17 protein-coding genes and 1 pseudogene are annotated in these 16,947 nt (G+C 71.5%); 11 read left to right on the top strand and 7 right to left on the bottom strand.

The genetic code is table 11. From position 1 onward, the window contains the following. Positions 1-261 precede the first annotated feature (261 nt). The gene (locus AB0M63_RS00435) at positions 262-642 is read left to right on the top strand and encodes a three-helix bundle dimerization domain-containing protein (protein ID WP_355904623.1); all 381 of its coding nucleotides are present in this window, start codon (positions 262-264) and stop codon (positions 640-642) included. Between the two features lie 59 nt (positions 643-701). On the opposite strand, the gene AB0M63_RS00430 is transcribed toward AB0M63_RS00435, so the two are convergent. Continuing rightward, positions 702-1,415, bottom strand: coding sequence for an IclR family transcriptional regulator (locus AB0M63_RS00430; protein ID WP_355904620.1), 714 nt, complete (start codon positions 1,413-1,415; stop codon positions 702-704). A gap of 58 nt (positions 1,416-1,473) precedes the next feature. Here AB0M63_RS00430 and AB0M63_RS00425 point away from each other — a divergent pair, with 58 nt between their 5' ends. The 4 genes from AB0M63_RS00425 (at position 1,474) to AB0M63_RS00410 (ending at position 5,897) form a co-directional block, all read left to right on the top strand. Beyond that, a complete protein-coding gene (locus AB0M63_RS00425) occupies positions 1,474-1,785 on the top strand; it encodes an MATE family efflux transporter (RefSeq protein ID WP_366017864.1) in 312 nt (103 codons plus the stop codon). A 27-nt stretch (positions 1,786-1,812) separates the two neighbouring features. Further along, on the top strand, positions 1,813-1,938 hold the full coding sequence (locus AB0M63_RS00420; RefSeq protein WP_366017863.1) for a hypothetical protein: 126 nt from the start codon (positions 1,813-1,815) through the stop codon (positions 1,936-1,938). Between the two features lie 38 nt (positions 1,939-1,976). After that, a complete protein-coding gene (locus tag AB0M63_RS00415) occupies positions 1,977-2,795 on the top strand; it encodes an SAM-dependent methyltransferase (protein ID WP_366017861.1) in 819 nt (272 codons plus the stop codon). A gap of 249 nt (positions 2,796-3,044) precedes the next feature. Continuing rightward, positions 3,045-5,897, top strand: a complete 2,853-nt coding sequence (locus AB0M63_RS00410) for a BTAD domain-containing putative transcriptional regulator (protein WP_366017860.1) — start codon at positions 3,045-3,047, stop codon at positions 5,895-5,897. Here AB0M63_RS00410 and AB0M63_RS00405 read toward each other — a convergent pair. Continuing rightward, complete coding sequence (locus AB0M63_RS00405) at positions 5,882-6,271, bottom strand: SH3 domain-containing protein (protein ID WP_355904608.1); 390 nt, start codon at positions 6,269-6,271, stop codon at positions 5,882-5,884. The genes AB0M63_RS00410 and AB0M63_RS00405 overlap by 16 nt on opposite strands. A 228-nt stretch (positions 6,272-6,499) precedes the next feature. Here AB0M63_RS00405 and AB0M63_RS00400 point away from each other — a divergent pair, with 228 nt between their 5' ends. Together AB0M63_RS00400 and AB0M63_RS00395 are read left to right on the top strand one after the other, a co-directional pair. Next, a complete protein-coding gene (locus tag AB0M63_RS00400) occupies positions 6,500-6,661 on the top strand; it encodes a hypothetical protein (protein ID WP_355904605.1) in 162 nt (53 codons plus the stop codon). 83 nt (positions 6,662-6,744) lie between these two features. Continuing rightward, the gene (locus AB0M63_RS00395; protein WP_366017859.1) at positions 6,745-8,121 is read left to right on the top strand and encodes a histidine-type phosphatase; all 1,377 of its coding nucleotides are present in this window, start codon (positions 6,745-6,747) and stop codon (positions 8,119-8,121) included. Here AB0M63_RS00395 and AB0M63_RS00390 read toward each other — a convergent pair whose 3' ends face one another. The 5 genes from AB0M63_RS00390 to AB0M63_RS00370 all read right to left on the bottom strand — a co-directional run bounded on the left by AB0M63_RS00390 (position 8,122) and on the right by AB0M63_RS00370 (position 13,005). Next, positions 8,122-8,889 (bottom strand): GNAT family N-acetyltransferase, encoded by a 768-nt coding sequence (locus AB0M63_RS00390; protein WP_366017858.1) that lies wholly within the window; start codon positions 8,887-8,889, stop codon positions 8,122-8,124. Then, a complete protein-coding gene (locus tag AB0M63_RS00385; protein WP_355904596.1) occupies positions 8,876-10,327 on the bottom strand; it encodes a HAMP domain-containing sensor histidine kinase in 1,452 nt (483 codons plus the stop codon). Before AB0M63_RS00385 ends, AB0M63_RS00390 begins: the two co-directional genes overlap by 14 nt. Beyond that, a complete protein-coding gene (locus AB0M63_RS00380) occupies positions 10,328-11,068 on the bottom strand; it encodes a response regulator transcription factor (RefSeq protein ID WP_355904593.1) in 741 nt (246 codons plus the stop codon). It abuts the gene before it with no gap. A 234-nt stretch (positions 11,069-11,302) separates the two neighbouring features. Then, a complete protein-coding gene (locus AB0M63_RS00375; protein WP_355904590.1) occupies positions 11,303-11,917 on the bottom strand; it encodes an FMN reductase in 615 nt (204 codons plus the stop codon). Beyond that, positions 11,914-13,005 carry an LLM class flavin-dependent oxidoreductase gene (locus tag AB0M63_RS00370; RefSeq protein ID WP_366017857.1) on the bottom strand — a complete coding sequence of 364 codons (1,092 nt, stop codon included), beginning with the start codon at positions 13,003-13,005 and terminating at the stop codon, positions 11,914-11,916. The genes AB0M63_RS00375 and AB0M63_RS00370 overlap by 4 nt, the downstream gene beginning before the upstream one ends. Before the next feature lie 127 nt (positions 13,006-13,132). On the opposite strand from AB0M63_RS00370, the gene AB0M63_RS00365 reads away from it, so the two are divergent. From AB0M63_RS00365 to AB0M63_RS00350, 4 genes and pseudogenes are all read left to right on the top strand, one after another. Further along, positions 13,133-13,936 (top strand): helix-turn-helix transcriptional regulator, encoded by an 804-nt coding sequence (locus tag AB0M63_RS00365; protein ID WP_366017856.1) that lies wholly within the window; start codon positions 13,133-13,135, stop codon positions 13,934-13,936. 59 nt (positions 13,937-13,995) lie between these two features. Beyond that, positions 13,996-15,432: an MFS transporter gene (locus tag AB0M63_RS00360; protein WP_366017854.1), complete on the top strand. Its 1,437-nt coding sequence runs from the start codon at positions 13,996-13,998 to the stop codon at positions 15,430-15,432. Between the two features lie 486 nt (positions 15,433-15,918). Beyond that, positions 15,919-16,770, top strand: coding sequence for a methyltransferase domain-containing protein (locus AB0M63_RS00355; protein WP_366017853.1), 852 nt, complete (start codon positions 15,919-15,921; stop codon positions 16,768-16,770). Beyond that, positions 16,767-16,875: pseudogene (locus AB0M63_RS00350) on the top strand (IS5/IS1182 family transposase); the annotation flags it as partial. The gene AB0M63_RS00355 and the pseudogene AB0M63_RS00350, both read left to right, overlap by 4 nt. Between the last annotated feature and the right edge of the window lie 72 nt (positions 16,876-16,947).

Genomic DNA, 16,947 nt, shown 5'->3' with positions numbered 1-16,947 from the left:
AACCATGCGTACCCGTTCCGGACTCGCACGTCGCGGGCCGGCCTCAGGAGGCGGTCTTGTCGCGTCGGCCAGAGAATCGAGTGAGAGGGCCCGCTCACGGCCCGCGACGCGAGATCGGACAGCGCGGTCTGGAGGTCGTCGGACATGGAAGGCGTGACGTCCCGGAACGGAGCAGGAGGCCCGCCCCGCACGGCGAGCCGGAAGAGCGGAGGGCAGGGAGAGCCGGGCGCTCCGGCCCGGCTGCGGCAGAGCCGCACGGCCATGACCGTCGATGAGGAGCTGCGGCCCCTCGGCGCGTCGCGTCCCGTCGAAGTCGTCCACCGCGCGCCCGGTCCCGTGGCGCGCGCGGAGCCCGAAGCGCCGCCCGATCCACCGCCCCTCAGCCTTCAGGAGGAAGTCCTGGCCGTCCGGGACATCGTGGCGCGGCTGCGGGGCGCGTGGCCCATGGTCGCCGAGCCCGTGGTCGAGGCCACGGTCAGGTCCGCGTACGAGTCGTTCCGCCGGGCCAGGGTCAGGGCCTACGTTCCGATCCTGGTCGAACGCCGGGCCCGGCGGGTGCTCGGCGCAGCCGCCCGCGACTCGTCCCCGGGGGAGACCCCGGATTCCTCCCGGCACGCGGCAGGCCACGCCACACCTGAATGACGGCTGCCGGACGATCCTGTCGAGGAAGTCCCCAACGCCCGTTGCGACAGGGCCGCGACCTATCTCTGGGCGAAGGGTGCTGCCGGGCGGGCAGCCCCCAGTTCTCGCGAGATGGCCTGAGCACAGTTCCGGACGGCCGAGACCAGCGCCCCGCACACTTCACCATCCACGCAGATGCGCTCCGCGGCCCCCGTGATGCTCACCGCGGCGACGGCCGTCCGGCTGTCATGGATCGGCGCGGCCAGGGAGAACAAGCCGGACCACGCCGGTTCCGGGGCGCAGGTCCAGGCCCGTTCCCGGGGAGCCAGGGCCGAGCCGAGCGCCGTTCCCTCCACCGGCACCACCGTGCCGGTCTGGAGCAACTGCCGTGTGTCGTCGGGGCGGAGGGCGTGGTGGACGATCAGGACCCCGGAGCTGTGCGGGACGCCCACGCGGACCGTTTCGCCCGTGGTGCGGGCCAGGTCGTCGGCCCAGGGGAGGGCGCGGGCGCGTAGCTCGTGGCGCTGGAGGTAGCTGCCTCCCAGCCTCGCCAGTTCGGCGCCCAGGCGGTACCGGCCGGATGTCGCGTCCTGCTCCACGAGGCCCTCGACCTGGAGTGTGCGCAGGATTCCGTGGACCGTGGCCTTCGGCAGGCCGAGGGACGCGGCGGTGTCGGAGAGGCCGAACTCGCAGGGGCCCGTGGCGAAGAGCCGCAGTACGGCCGCGGCTCGGGACACGGACTGGATGGGACCTGGACTTGTACCTGCACCCGGACCTGGACCTGGACCTGGCATGCGGCCACCTCCGCTGATGACTTGGCACCGACGCCCGCCCATGACACCGCGCATCTGCATGTGCCGTGCACTCAACCAGTCGAACTCGGCCAAATATCGACACCATCTGTCGCCCGCCTACCTGTTGGCCGACAGCGTCATCGTCGGCCACTACGTCGGCATCGGCGGCCTCGCCGCCGTCGGTGCCGCTCAGCCGAGCTTCTACCTGGTCAACGCCGTCTTCCTCGGGCTGGTCAGCGGCTTCGCCATCCGGTTCGCGAGGATGACCGGATCCGGCCGGGCCGAACAGCGGCAGGACGCGGTGATCGGCCTGGCCGCCTTCACCGCCACGCCTCCGTGCGCGCGATCGTCGGCTCCTACGTCCTCATGACGTACCCCTTCTTCCATCATCTGGGCGGTGCCGATCACCTGGTTCGTGGGCCTGGCCTACACCGCGTTCGCCGTGCGCCGGTACATCCGCGACGCCGGGCGGCACATCCCCGTGCGGAAGGCCCCCGAGCCGGTGACGGGCATGTCAGGATGATGATCTGACAGCCACTCACCAAGACGGAGCCCGGCCTCATGACCTCTCCCAGCGGGGACGGCAGTGGCGCCCAGCCACTGATCATCGACACCAGCAAGCCCCACCCTGCCCGGATGTACGACTACTTCCTCGGCGGCAAGGACAACTACGAGGTCGACCGGGAGGCCGGCGAGCAGTTCATCAAGGCGGCGCCGGAGGTGCGGGAGGGGGTCCGGGCCAACCGGCGCTTCATGCACCGGGCCGTCCGGCATGTCGTCGAGGAGGGCGGGGTGCGGCAGATCCTCGACATCGGCACCGGGCTGCCCACCGAGCCGAACGTGCACCAGATCGCGCACGCCATCGCCCCGGACACCCGGATCGTCTACGTCGACAACGACCCGATCGTCAGCACCCACTCGATGGCCCTCATGGAGGACACCGACACCTCCGTCATCCTGGCCGACCTGCGCGATCCCCGCGCCATCCTCGACCATCCCGAGGTCCGCAAGGCCATCGACTTCGACCGGCCGGTCGCGGTACTCCTGGTGGCCGTCGTGCACTTCCTGTCCGACGACGGGGAGCCGTACGGCATCGTCGCCACCCTGCGCGACGCGCTGCCCGCCGGTTCCTATCTCGTCCTGTCGCACGCCACGGGTGACGTCCACGAGGACCACCGCGAGGAGGCGGCGTCCGTCTACAACCGGGCCAGCGCCACCCTGAACCTCCGCACACACGCCCAAGTCCTGGACTTCTTCGGCGACTTCACCCTCGTCGACCCGGGCCTGGTCCGCGTCACCCACTGGCGCCCCGAGGAGACTCCCGACCCGGACGCCGCGCCGATCGGCATCTACGGCGGGGTGGCACGGAAGGACGGCTAGGAGTTTCGTGGTTCGTCTGGATCAGTCGGTCGTTTCGTTGGTCCGGGTTGGCCGTCAACTGATGTGCGGTGGACGCGAATTGGGCCGCACCTGGCCTGCCGGAACCTTGTCGGGCCGTCCCGCGCGCGCGTAGCGTCTGTCATGGCCTGGTGCCTGGGAGGTGTCGCCAGGGCGGCGCGGACGAAGGGGCTGGCCGGTCAGGGGGGAAGTGCCGACTGTGTGCGCGTCTGATCGCCGGGGGTTGCCGTGGTGACGTTCAGACTTCTCGGGCCCGTCGAGGTGGTGGGCCGCGGCCCGGTCGACGTGGGTCCTCCGCAGCGGCGGAGCGTGATGGCGGCGCTCGCGGTGGACGCCGGGCGGGCAGTGCCGCTCGAGACATTGATGAGCCGTGTGTGGGGCGAGGATCCACCGGAGGGCGCGCGTCAGGCGCTGTACGCGCATGTGGCCCGGATCCGGCAGGTGTTGGCAGCCGCTGGGGCGGTCCGCGGGCCGGTCCTGATTCGGCGGGACGGTGGCTACGTACTGAACGCCGACTCCGAGGACGTGGACCTCCACCGGTTTCATCGCCTGGTCGCCGACGCCCGCAGGGCCGGCCGGGGCGTCGCCGAACAGGTGACGATCCTCCGTGAGGCTCTGGACCTGTGGCGCGGCGAGCCGCTCGCCGGACTGTCCGGGGAGTGGGCGTCGCGGATGCGCGACACCTGGCAGCGGCAACGGCTGGACGCGGTCACGGCGTGGGCCGATGCGGAGACGGCGGTGGGCAACCACGCGGTGGTGATCGGCCGACTGCCCGAGCTGATCGGCGAACACCCGCTCGTCGAGCCGCTGGTGGCCGTGCTGATGCGGGCGCTGTACGAGGCGGGGCGCGGTTCCGAGGCTTTGGAGTGCTTCGCCGAGGCCCGCAAACGGCTGGCCGATGAGCTGGGCGCCGATCCGGGGGCCGAGCTCCGGCGAATCCACCAGGCGATCCTGCAAGGGACCCTGGAACCGGCCGAGGCCACGGATCCGCCGCCTGCCGCGCTTTCCATGAGGCCCCGGCCCACGCCGATGCCGGCGCGTCTGCCCCTGGACGTACCGGCTTTCACCGGCCGCGAGGAGGATCTGGCCCAGCTCGACAAGTTCCTCGCGGAGGGTATCGGCGGCCCCACGGTGGCAGTGGTCTCGACCCTCTCCGGGACCGCGGGCGTAGGGAAGACCGCTGTGGCCGTCCACTGGGCGCACCGGGTGGCCGACTGGTTCGAGGACGGCCAGATCTATCTGAACCTCCATGGGTTCGAGCCTTCGCGGCCGCCCGTGACCCCGGCGGAAGCACTGCCCCGGCTGCTGGAGGCGCTGGGCGTGCTCCCCCAGCACATGCCGGTGAGCCCGGAGGCGCAGGCCGGGCTGTACCGGGGCATGCTGGCGGGGCGGCGGATGCTGGTGGTGCTCGACAACGCCCGCGACGCCGAACAGGTGCGGGCGTTCCTGCCCGGCAGTCCAGGGTGCTTCACCCTGGTGACCAGCCGGAACCGGCTCTCCGGCCTGATCGCCCTGGAAGGCGCCCGGAGCCTTGTCCTGGATGTGCTGCCCGCGGCGGAGTGCCGGCGACTGCTCGCCCGCCGATTAGGGGCCGAGCGTGTGATGGCCGAACCGCTGGCGGTGGACGAGATCGTGAGCCGCTGCGCGCGGCTGCCGCTGGCCCTCGTGATCGTGGCGGCCCGCGCGGCGATCGAGCCACAGCTCGGCCTGGCCCGGCTCGCCGCAGAACTCCGCGACGCCCAGGACTCCCCCGACGGGCTGGACACTTTCGGCGACGAGGACACCCGGGCGGACATACGGGCCGTGTTCTCCTGGTCGTACGGCACCCTGAGCCCTCAGGCCGCCCGGATGTTCCGGCTGCTCGGCGTGCACCCCGGCCCGGACATCAGCGTGGCCGCCGCCGCGAGCCTGGCCGGGCTCCCCGTCGAGCAGGCAGGCCGGCTGCTGACGATGCTGGCCGACAGCAACCTGGTCACCGAGTACTCGCGCGGCAGATACGTGCTCCACGACCTGCTGCGGATGTACGCCGCCGAACTCGCCGGCAGTGCGGACGCCATCGACGAGTCGCGAGCGGCCGGGGACCGGGTATTCGGCCACTACCTGCACTCGGCCCACGCCGCCGACCGCATGCTGGATCCGCACCGCGACCCGATCGCACTGCCGCCCGTGGTCCCCGGCGTCTCCCCCGAGCACGCCGCGGACCACGGAGCGGCCCTTGCCTGGTGCACTGCCGAACATCCGGTACTCCTCGCGGTGGTGCACCGGTCGGGCACCGCCACGCGGGCACCGGATGCCCCGATCTGGCAGCTGACCCGCGCCCTGAGCACGTTCCTGCAGCGCCGCGGCCACTGGTCCGACTGGGCCGCGGCACAAGAGGCCGCGCTGGACGCCGCTCTGCGCTCGGCCTCCCCCGCCGGGGAAGCCGAGGCCCACAGCGGCCTGGGCCGGGCCTGCACCCGCCTGATGCGACTGGACGAGGCGCTCACCCATCTCACCCGCGCCCTGGATCTGCACAAAGCCCTCGGCGACGGTACCGAGTTGGCCCACACCCATCTCGACCTGGCCCGCCTGCACGCCCGGCGGGACGCCTACCCCGAAGCCCTGGTCTGTGCCCAGGAGGCGCTCGACCAGTACACCGCGTCAGGCCACCGGGCCGGACAGGCCCGCGCCCTGAACTCGGTCGGCTGGTATCACGCGCAGCTCGGCGACCACCGCCGGTGCGTGGCGTTGTGCGGGCAGGCGCTGGAACTCTTCACCCAACTCGGCGTCCGCGACGGGCAGGCGGACACCTGGGACAGCCTCGGCTACGCGCACCAGCACCTCGGCGACCACCGCCGGGCCGCGGACTGCTACGGCAACGCCGTCGCGCTGTTCCACGGTCTCGGGGACCGCTACTTCGAGGCCGACGTGCTGGCCCACCTCGGCGAGAGCCACCTGGCCGCCGGCGAGGCCCGAGCGGCCCGGCGGGCCGCCCGGCGCGCGGCGGACATCCTCGACGAACTCGGCGTGCCGGACACGGACGGCGTCCGCGCCCGGCTGCGCCGCCTCGGCCTGTCAGCCGCTCCGGGTCAGAAGCCGCAGTAGTAGTTGGAGCCGTTGTTGGGCAGCAGGGAATCGCTCACCCATCCGTACGTCTGGTCGGTGACGTTGTACAGGTACGTCCAGGTGGCTCCAGCGGCGTTGACGGTGTAGCAGTAGTAGTTCAGGACGTCCTGGTTGTTCGCGTAGTGGTTGTTGTAGGGGCAGGCGGTGGTGGACCCTGTACGCATGTTCGCGGAGACGCCCGCCGTCTGCCTCACAAGGGCGCTCGGGTCGAGGTTGGGGCCGGTCGTGCCGCAGGCCGCCGCCGCGGACGCGGGCGCGGCCGTTCCGAGCACGGCCGCCGGAACGGCGAGTGCGGCCACCGCGGCGGACGCGAGACCGTACCTCGCCAGCCTGGAGCTGAAGTTCCTGTTCATGTTTCCTCCCCTGTGCGCGGATGTGCTGTTCGGTCCAGACGACGATGGGCAGGGCACCTTGTTCGAACCTTGCCGGAATCTTGCCGCCCGTCCGCGACGGTGGAGCCCGCTACACCCCTGATCGGGCAGCGCACCCCCTCGTGACGGCGGGTCGCCGGCGGGATCGTTGATCTCACAAGGTCGACGATCCGCCGTCACCGACTGGCCCAAAGGAAGCGTGGGACCGACATGCAGCACAGCGCCGTCTCCCTCACCAAGGAAGCCCGTACCGCCAAGGTGTCCACTCCCGGCGCCGCCCGCCGAGCCCCGAGCACCACCCCCCGCGTCATCCCCCTCTGGCAGGCGATGGCCCACCTGTTCGCCCCGGACGAGAGCGCGGTACGGCCGTAGGGCTGTTGTGGCCTGACGACCGTACGGCCGGCCGAAAGCGTCAGTGCACCCGGTGTTCACGTCCTCCGCGAACCATGCGCCTCATGAGACGTGTCACCGCCCCCGCCCTGGTCCTCGGCATGGCCGGCCTGCTGGCCACGCCGTTCTCCGCCCAGGCCGCAGCCGGCAACAGCAGCTCCCACACCGACAGTTACGGCACGAAGGCCGTGTACCAGCCGGAGCAGAACTCCCGCTCGTACCAGAAGGCCCCAGCCGGGTTCACCCCCGTCTTCACCGAGAACGTGTCCCGGCACGGATCGCGTTCCGCGACCGACGATTCGGACGGCGACCTGATCCTCGCGCTGTGGACCAAGGCGCAGGCCGAGGGTCAACTCACCGCGAAGGGGCGGGAGTTCGGGCCAAAGGCACAGGCCCTCGAAGCCGCCATGAGCACGATCGGGTACGGCAACCTCAGCGCGCGCGGCAAGACAGAGATCCAGAGCACCGCCACCCGGATGGCGAAGCGGCTGCCCACTCTCTTCGCGTCGATCGCGAAGAACAAGGAGCCCATCGACGTCGTCAGTTCGGGTCAGGGGCGTGCCGTCGACAGCGCCAACCTCTACGGCGCCGCGCTCGCGCAGACCGACCCCGACCTCACCTCGCTGATCGGTGCGACCCGGACCGACAAGGACCTGCTCTACTTCCACAAGGCCGACGGCGGCGCCGCGTACCGCGACTACATCGCGGGCGACCAGCGGCTCGCGACGACCCTCAAGACCATCACGGACCAGCCGAGGACCCACAGCGCCGCCCGCGACGTACTGAAGAAGCTCTTCAAGCCGGCGTTCGTGGACCGGATCACGGCGGGCGAGTTCGCGTCGATCGGTACGGACGTCGAGGCCGCCACCGCCGTCTACAACCTGTACGCCATCGCCCCCGCGATGAGCGAGGAGAGCCCGGGCGGCAAGGGCTGGGGCATGGACCGGTACATCTCGGCGCGGGACGCCGACTGGTTCGGGTACCTGTCCGACGCGGAGGACTTCTACGAGAAGGGGCCGGGCTTCGCGGACAGCGACATCACGTACAAGATGGCGGACGTCCTGCTCGACGACTTCTTCAAGAAGGTCGAGGCCAAGCGGGACGGCACCAGCGACCTGGGCGCCGAACTCCGGTTCACGCACGCCGAGGAGATCATCCCGCTGGCCGCGCTGATGGGCCTGCCGGGCAGTACGCAGGGGGTCACGGTCGAGCGGCCGTACACCTACGCGAGCAACGCGTGGCGCGGCGCGGCGGTGGCGCCGCTGGGCTCCAACATCCAGTGGGACGTCTACCGCAAGGGCAGCACATACCTCGTGCGCATGCTCTACAACGAGAAGGAGACGGCGTTCAAGGCGGGCTGCCGTCCCGTCTCGAAGGGCAGCAAGTTCTACGACCTCGACGAGCTGGAGCGCTGCTTCGGCCGCACCGGCTCGAACGGCTGATCAACGCCGGGGCCCCGCGCTCCCCCAGGCGCGGGCCGCCGCCGCGAACATCCGCCCGCTCATCCCGGCCCGCCGGTACGCGCCGATCGCGGCCGTGTTGTCCGAGTCCACCATCAGCGCGGCACGCCCGTGCTCCCGCACGAGCGCGTCGACGACGAACCGTGAGACGGCCGCGCCAAGGCCCCGCCCCCGGGCCTCCGGTCGGGTCACGACCCCGGCCAGGAAGCCGCACCCGGCCCCGGACCACGCGTCCGCGGCCACCGCGAGCAGCGCGCCGCCGCCGTCCAGGCCGTAGCAACCCGCCCAGCGCCGCACTCCGGGGCGGCCGGGCCGGGCGTACGAGTCGGGAAAGCCGTCGCCGAAGAGACCGGCCGCCTCCCGCTCCCCCTCGACGTCGAGCCACACCACGCCCGGCGGGACATCGGATGGCCGTTCCATCGTCTCCATCCACAGGAATCCGGGACCGTCGGCGGCCACCAGCTCGGGGGTCCCGCGCACCAGCGCGGCGATCAACTCCGCGTCCCCGAACGGCCGGTAGCCCGGTCCGGTCTCCGCGAGAACCTCGTCCCGTACGAGAACGAGCACGTCGTCCGCCTCCCCGTGGACCGCGATCCGGTCCCGCCCGGACAGACCGGGGCTGACCACGGCGGTCGCCGAACCGTGGCGGAAGACGCGCACACCGGGCCCGAGGCGGCCGTCGGCGCGCAGCCGCGCGGCCCAGAGCAGATGCCCGACACCGCCGACGTGGAGCCGGTCAGCCTCGGCCACGCGGACCCGCCCCCGAACGCGGGTCGACCACACCCCCCACCGTGAACCCGATCACCGAACCCCCACCCTCCCGCCGTAGCGCGAAGGGTGCTCCGCCGTGGGCCAGGGAGACCTCTCGGACGATCGAGAGGCCGAGGCCCGAGCCGGGGAGGGAGCGGGCGTCCGCCGCGCGGTAGAAGCGGTCGAAGATGCGGAAGAGGTCGGTTTCGGAGACTCCGGGGCCTCGGTCGAGGACTTCTACGCGGATCGTGCCGGGGCGGGCGGGGCCGGAGACCGCGATCTCGATGGGGGTCTGGCCCGCGCGGTCGAACTTGGCCGCGTTCTCGACCAGGTTGGAGATCGCGCGCTGGAGCATGCCGGGGCGGCCGTCGGTCGTCGTGTCGCCGCTCGCGCGGACGGTGATGTCGCGTCCGGTGCGGCGGCGGGCGAGGACCGCCACGTCCTCGGCGATGTCGGCGAGGTCGACCTGCTGGGGCGGCTCGGTGTCGGACTGGCCGGCCGCCAGATCCACCAACTCGTTGACCAGGTCGGTGAGTTCGCGGGCCTCCTGGGAGAGGTCGGCGACCAGTTCCTCGCGGGTGCCGGGCGGCAGTTCGTCCATGCGGCGGAGCAGCGAGATGTTGGTGCGCAACGACGTGAGCGGGGTACGGAGTTCGTGGCCCGCGTCCTGGATCAGCCGCCGCTGGTCCTCCTCCGACTGCGCGAGCCGGCCGAGCATCCGGTCGAAGGCGCGGCCCAGCCGGCCCACCTCGTCGTAGCCGGTGACCGGGACCTCGACGCCGAGCCGGCGGGTACGGGCCACGTCCTCGGCCGCCGCCGTGAGAATGATCAGGCGCCGGGTGATCCGCCGGGCCAGCCACCAGCCGCACAGCCCGGCGAGCACCACGACCGCCGCCATCAGCACGAACGTCCGCTGCTGCAACGCCCGCAGCAGATCCTCCGTGTCGCTGAACTCCTGCGCGACCTGCACCGCGCCCCGCCCGTCGCCGAGCGAGACGGTCGCGATGCGGTACACGTCCTCGGCGACGGCGACGTCCTTGTGCTCCTCCGTCGTACCCGCCACCTTCGCGCCCGCGACCGCCCGGTCGCGGGCGGTGACGGGCAGCGCCGGGCTGCCGCTGTCGACGACACCGCCGTCCGGCCCGAGCACCTGTACGTCCGTACGGGCCGGCCGCACGATGTCGTGGCCGGGCGCGGAGGAGGAGAAGTCGTCGGGCGTCATCTGGTGCGTCCGCACCTCGTCCTGGAGATCCTGGACGACCTGGTCGAACACGGACTCCTGGTCGACGCGGACCAGCCGGGCCGCCGCGCCGTACGACAGCACACCGACGAGCAGGGTGACGACCGCGGTCACGGCCGCGAAGGACACCACGAACGTGGTGCGGAGCGAGACCAGTCTCGGCCGCCGGGCGACGACCAGCCGCCGCAGGCGGCCCACTCAGTCCTCCCGCAGCACGTAACCCACGCCACGCACCGTGTGGATCAACTGCGGTGCGCCAGGCTCGTCGAGCTTGCGGCGCAGATAGCCGACGTAGACGGCGAGGTTCTTGGAGCCCGGGCCGAAGTCGTAGCCCCAGATGCGGTCGTAGATGGTGGAGTGGTCGAGGACGATGCCCGCGTTGCGCACCAGCAGTTCGAGGAGTTCGAACTCGGTCCGGGTCAGCTCCAGTTCGCGCTCGGCGCGCCAGACGCGGCGGGCCTGGAGGTCCATGCGCAGGCCGGCCGCGGAGATCTGCTTGTCGGACGCCTGCGGCTCCTCCTTCAGTACGTCCGCGGCGGCCGGAGCGGAGCCGCCGCCGAACACCGGCACCGGGCTGGTGCGGCGGAGCAGGGCGCGCAGCCTCGCGAAGACCTCCTCGACGTCGAAGGGCTTCACCACGTAGTCGTCGGCGCCCGCGTCCAGGCCCGCGATGCGGTCGGCGGTCTCCACGAGGGCGGTCAGCATGAGGATCGGGGTGCTGTTGCCCTCGGCACGCAGCACCCGGCAGACCTGGAGGCCGTCGATGCCGGGCATCATCACGTCGAGAAGCAGCACGTCCGGTGGGGTGCGGTGGGCCTGCGCGAGCGCCTCGACACCGTCGGCGACCGCGGTCACCTGGTAGCCCTCCAGGGTCAGGGCCCGCTCCAGGGCATGACGGATGGCACGGTCGTCTTCGGCGAGCAGCACAGTCTGGGGCACGGCACCCAGTGTGCCAAGGCCTCCGGCGGTGGGGCGGTGGGGGCGGGTCTACGATCACCCTTTTTACCTGGCTCTCACCGTGGTGGGCGCAACCCGGGTGTACCTCCTACCGTCTTCTCACGGTCGGCTGCCCCTGGGGGCTGCGCCCCCAGACCCCCCTTCGGCCCTGAAGGGGCCTCGTCCTCAAACGCCGGACGGGCTGGGTGATGCCGGCCGGTGTTGGGGGGTGCGGCCTCAGACGCCGGACGGGCTGGGTGATGCCGAACGTGTGGGAGAGAGTGCCGCGAGCTGTTCCGCGAACGGTATGACCGTCTGCTTCCCCCTCGGCCGTGCTGTCGACAGGCCCTTCATCAGCGCCCCCAGCTCCCCCGCCGCCCGCTCGATCCGCTCAGGCAGCCCCTCCGCGCCCCAGTCCTCCGAAGCCGCGTAGACCCCGGTCGGGACGACCACGGCGCGCAGGTAGGAGAACAGCGGGCGCAGGGCGTGGTCCAGGACCAGTGAGTGGCGGGCGGTGCCGCCCGTCGCCGCGATCAGGACCGGCTTGCCGGCGAGGGCGTCCTTCTCCAGGACGTCGAAGAACGACTTGAAGAGTCCGCTGTACGACGCCGAGAACACCGGGGTGACGACGATCAGGCCGTCCGCCTCCGTCACCGCGTCCAGCGCGGCGGCGAGAGAACGGCCCGGGAAGCCATTGGTGAAGTTGTGCGCTATCTCGACGGCCAGGTCGCGCAGCTCTACGACCTGGATGTCGACGGGGGTGTGCCGGTCCACCGCCGCCGCCAGCCGGTCGGCCAGCAGCCTGGTGGACGAGGGCACGCTCAGCCCCGCCGAGACGACTACGAGCTTCATGCGACGGTCACCCCTTCCGATGCGGCGGCCCGCAGCGACTCGTGGGTCGGCGCCTCCGGCGCGTCCGCCGGGCGGTTGACCGCGAACTCCTTGCGCAGGACCGGTACGACCTCCTCGCCCAGCAGGTCGAGCTGCTCCAGGACGGTCTTCAGCGGCAGCCCGGCGTGGTCCAGCAGGAAGAGCTGGCGCTGGTAGTCACCGGCGTAGTCGCGGAAGGCCAGGGTCTTCTCGATGACCTCCTGCGGGGAGCCGACGGTCAGCGGGGTCTGGTCGGTGAAGTCCTCCAGGGAGGGCCCGTGGCCGTAGACCGGGGCGTTGTCGAAGTACGGGCGGAACTCGTTCACCGCGTCCTGGGAGTTGCGGCGCATGAAGACCTGGCCGCCGAGGCCGACGATCGCCTGCTCCGGCGTGCCGTGGCCGTAGTGCGCGTACCGCTCCCGGTACAGCTCGACCATCCGCTTGGTGTGGTCGGCCGGCCAGAAGATGTTGTTGTGGAAGAAGCCGTCGCCGTAGAAGGCGGCCTGTTCGGCGATCTCGGGGCTGCGGATCGAGCCGTGCCAGACGAACGGCGGTACGCCGTCCAGCGGGCGGGGCGTGGAGGTGAAGCCCTGGAGCGCGGTGCGGAACTTGCCCTCCCAGTTGACGACGTCCTCGCGCCACAGGCGGCGCAGCAGGGCGTAGTTCTCGATGGCGAGGTTGATGCCCTGGCGGATGTCCTGCCCGAACCACGGGTAGACCGGGCCGGTGTTGCCACGGCCCATCATCAGGTCGACGCGGCCGTCGGCCAGGTGCTGGAGCATCGCGAAGTCCTCGGCGATCTTCACCGGGTCGTTGGTGGTGATGAGGGTGGTGGAGGTGGAGAGGATCAGCTTCTCGGTCCGGGCCGCGATGTAGCCGAGCATCGTCGTCGGGGACGAGGGCACGAAGGGCGGGTTGTGGTGCTCGCCGGTCGCGAAGACGTCCAGGCCGACCTCCTCGGCCTTCAGCGCGATGGCGACCATGGCCTTGATGCGCTCACGCTCGGTCGGCGTCCGTCCGGTGGTCGGGTCCGGTGTGACGTCGCCGACGCTGAAGATCCCGAACTGCATGGTCGTTCACCCTCCAGGTTGTTGATGATTCAACTATACCCTCCAACGGACACCCCGCCGCACATATTCCACCGGCCCTCCCTTCCCTCCACCGGCCGATGTCAGTGGCCCGTCCTAGGCTCCTCCCATGGCCGCCGCACACCGCGACACCCGAGGAATCGTCGACCCCGCCGAGCTCCTCGCCCGCGTGCGCTTCCGCCGCCCCGGACCCGCCGCACCCCTGCGCCCGTACGTCGAGCAGTACTGGCTGATCGACTGGGACCTCACCGAGCCCTACGTCTCCCATGTCGTCCCGCACCCGGCCGTGCACATCGTCTTCCAGCGGCTGGCCGGCGAGGACGCCTTCGTCGAGGTCGCGGGCATCCCGCGCGGCCTCTTCGCGCAGAAACTGGAGGGGCGGGGGCAGGTGTGCGGGATCAAGTTCCGACCGGGCGCCTTCCGCGCCGTCGCCCCGGCCCGTCCGGTGTCGGAGTGGACGGGGCTGCGGGTCCGGCAACCCGAGGTGTTCCCGGACACCGACCCCGCGACGATCCTCGACCACGCCGACGACAGCGCCCGCGTCGCCGCCCTCGACGCCTTCCTGCTCACCCTCGACCCGCGCCCGGACCCGCAGGCCGAACTGGCGACGGCCCTGGTCGACCGCATCCGCGCCGACCGCACCATCCGCCGCGTCACCGACTTCGCCCGCACCGAGGGCCTGTCCGTACGACTGCTGCAACGCCTCTTCGCCGCGTACGTCGGCGTCGGGCCCAAGTGGGTCATCCTCCGCTACCGCATCCACGAGGCCCTGGAGCGCGCGAGCACCGAGGAGCCGGTCGACTGGGCGGCCCTCGCCGCCGACCTGGGCTATGCCGACCAGGCCCACCTGGTCCGCGACTTCACGGCGACGGTCGGGGTGACGCCGACGGCGTATGCGCAGGGGGTGCGCTGACCGCCGTCTCGCCTTAATCCGGTTGACCGGGCGGAGGGCGCTCACGGATATTCATCTGCGTGACGCAGACACTGCATGACGAAAGCAATAAGGGCGCAGCCTCTCCCCTCCCCGCCCGCACCCGCTGGGCGATCCTCGCCGTCGTCCTCGCCGCCGACGTCCTCGACCTCCTCGACTCGACGATCACCAACATCGCCGCCCCGACCATCTCCCGGGACCTCGGCGGCGGCCCCGGCCTCGTCCAGTGGCTCGGCGCCTCCTACGCCCTCGCCCTCGGTGTGCTCCTCGTCCCCGGCGGACGGCTCGGCGACCGGTACGGCCGGCGGCGGCTCTTCCTCGTCGGGCTCGCCGGGTTCGTCGCCGCCTCCCTGGCCTGCGGGCTCGCCCCCGGCCCCGCCTTCCTGGTCGTCGCCCGGCTCGCGCAGGGCGGCTTCGGGGCGCTCGTGATCCCGCAGGGCTTCGGCATCCTCGGCGCGAGCTGGCCGCGCGACCAGATCGGCAAGGCGTTCAGCCTGTTCGGGCCGGTGATGGGGCTGTCCGCGGTGGGCGGGCCGATCCTCGCCGGGTTCCTCATGGACGCCGATCTCGGCGGCCTCCGCTGGCGGACCGTGTTCCTCATCAACCTGCTGCTCGGCGGCGCCGCCCTGCTCGCCGCCCTACGGCTCCTCCCGCACGACACCGGCGATGGCACCGCCGTCGTCGACGGCCCGGGCTCGGCGCTGATCGCGGGCGCGATGCTCGGTCTGCTCGGCGGGCTCATCGACGGGTCGGCGCACGGCTGGACGGGACGCGCGCTCGCCCTCCTGCTGCTCGGTCTCGCCCTGTTCGCCGGGTTCTGCCACCGTCAGCGCACCGCCCCCGACCCACTCATCCGGCCCTCGCTCCTGCACAACCGGGGCTTCACCGCGGGCCTGCTCCTCGGAGTCGTCGCCTTCGCCGCGGTCGCCGGACTCCTCTACGTCATCTCGCTCTACTTCCAGCAAGGACTCGGCCGCTCCCCCGCGAGCACGGCGCTCGGCCTGATCCCGCTCTCCGCCGGAATCGTCGTCGCGTCGATCGCCTGCTACCGGCTCGTCCACCGCTTCGGCCGCCGGCTCGCCGCCGCGGGCCTGCTGATCATCCTGACGGGCTGCGGCTTCCTCGCCGCACTGGTCGCCAACTCCGGGACGGGGGTGGGCGGTTGGGCGCTCGTGGCGCCTCTTCTGCTGGTCGGGCTCGGTATGGGGACCTGCTTCGGCACGGTCTACGACGTCACCATCGGCGACATCGAACCGGCCGAGGCGGGCAGCGCGAGCGGCTCGCTCAACGCGGTGCAGCAACTGGCCAACGCGATCGGGGCGGCGGCCGTGACCACCGTGTATTTCCGGGTGGCCGACGGTGGCACGACCCACGCCCTGCTGGTGAGTCTCGGCGTGGTCGGCGCCGCCGTCGCCCTGTGCCTGTGTCTCGTGCGGCTGCTGCCCCGCTCGGCACCGAGTGTTGACCGGACTACTTGACGGAGCGCGGGTGCCGGCCGCAAGTGGGGGGCGTCAGAGGCTGCGTCGTAGACACGGCAGCCATCACTTACCTGGCGTCGGTCTGGGGGCCGTCGTCCTGGTCGGTCGCCAGTGCGACCGGCAGCGGCAGCCCGTACTTGTCGCACAGGAAGCGACGGGGACCATCGCCAGCAGGCCCACGGCTCCGCCTTCGAACGCGCCAGCGGTCCGCCACCTGAGGATGTTGGAGGTCAGCAGACAACTTCGTTGTGGTATCGGGGGTTTCACCAATGCTCGTAGACTCATGATGTGGCATTCATGAGCACCCCGCACTGCTGCTTCCTGTGATCGGAAGACGTTGAGGGCGATGCCGGACGGCGTCGCCCTCCTTGGTGTGCCTGCTGTGTGAACCACGCTTCCGACGCTGCCCGTTCCTTCCTGAGGCAGTGACGCTCCGAGCGCGTGCAGGCACGGTCCCTTCCCTCTCACCGATGCCCGGAGTGCCTCGTGCCTGTGTCGCTTCCCCCTGCCCTCGATCTGTCCCTGGACCTGCTGCGCTGCCCAACGTGCCGCAGGCGCCGCCTGAACCCCAGCCGCGGCACACTGCGCTGCCCGGTGGGCCACACCTTCGACATCTCCCGCCACGGCTACGCCGGCCTGCTGACCGGCACCCGCGCCACCAGCGGCGACGACGCGGCCATGGTCCAGGCCCGGAACCGGTTCCTGTCCACCGGTACCTACGCGCCCGTCCGCAAAGCCGCGGCCCACCTGGCGGCCGACGCCACCTCTGAACAGGCCGCGGTCGTGGATGTGGGATGCGGCACGGGCTACTACCTGGCCGGCGTACTCGATCACCTGCCCGGTGCCCGTGGTCTGGGGCTGGACACGTCGGTGCGCGCACTGCGCTCGGCAGCCCGAGCCCACGACCGAGCCGCCGCGGTGGCCTGGGACGTCTTCCGTCCCTTCCCTCTGGCCGACAGGGTGGCCGATGTCGTGCTGGACGTGTTCGCCCCGCGCAACCCGGCCGAGTTCCACCGCGTACTGCGCCCGACCGGCCGGTTGATCGTGGTCCGTCCCACCGGGCGGCACCTGGCAGAGCTGCGCGACCGGCTGCCTGCGATGGTCACGATCGACCCGGCCAAGGAACAGCGCCTGCACCGGGCGCTGGCCCCCTTCTTCGAGGGCACTGTCACCGAACAAGTGGAGTACACCGCACCCTTGACCAGGCTGGACGCCCTGGATCTGGTGGCCATGACGCCGAGCGCACGGCACGTGAGCCGTGCACACCTGAACAATGACGGCCTCCTGCCCGATCAGGTAACCGTCTCTGTGCTGATCACCGCGTACCAGCCTCGATGACCACGAGCAGGCGCATGCGCCTGCTGACCGACAAGCAGTGGGAACGTCTACCGGTACCGCACCGGAATCTCCTGGAGAGATCTGCCCCGCGAAGCCTTCGGACCCCGGCTCCACGGCCGGAGAAGGAGGACCCCGGTCACTGACCGCCGCCGGTCGCGCCACCCCGCTGATAGCTTT

Origin of the sequence: Streptomyces sp. NPDC051576 (assembly GCF_040681835.1) — a bacterium.
Taxonomy (GTDB): Bacteria; Actinomycetota; Actinomycetes; order Streptomycetales; family Streptomycetaceae; genus Streptomyces.
The sequence above is the reverse complement of the archived record's forward strand: the minus strand, read 5'-3'. Positions and strand labels throughout refer to the sequence as shown.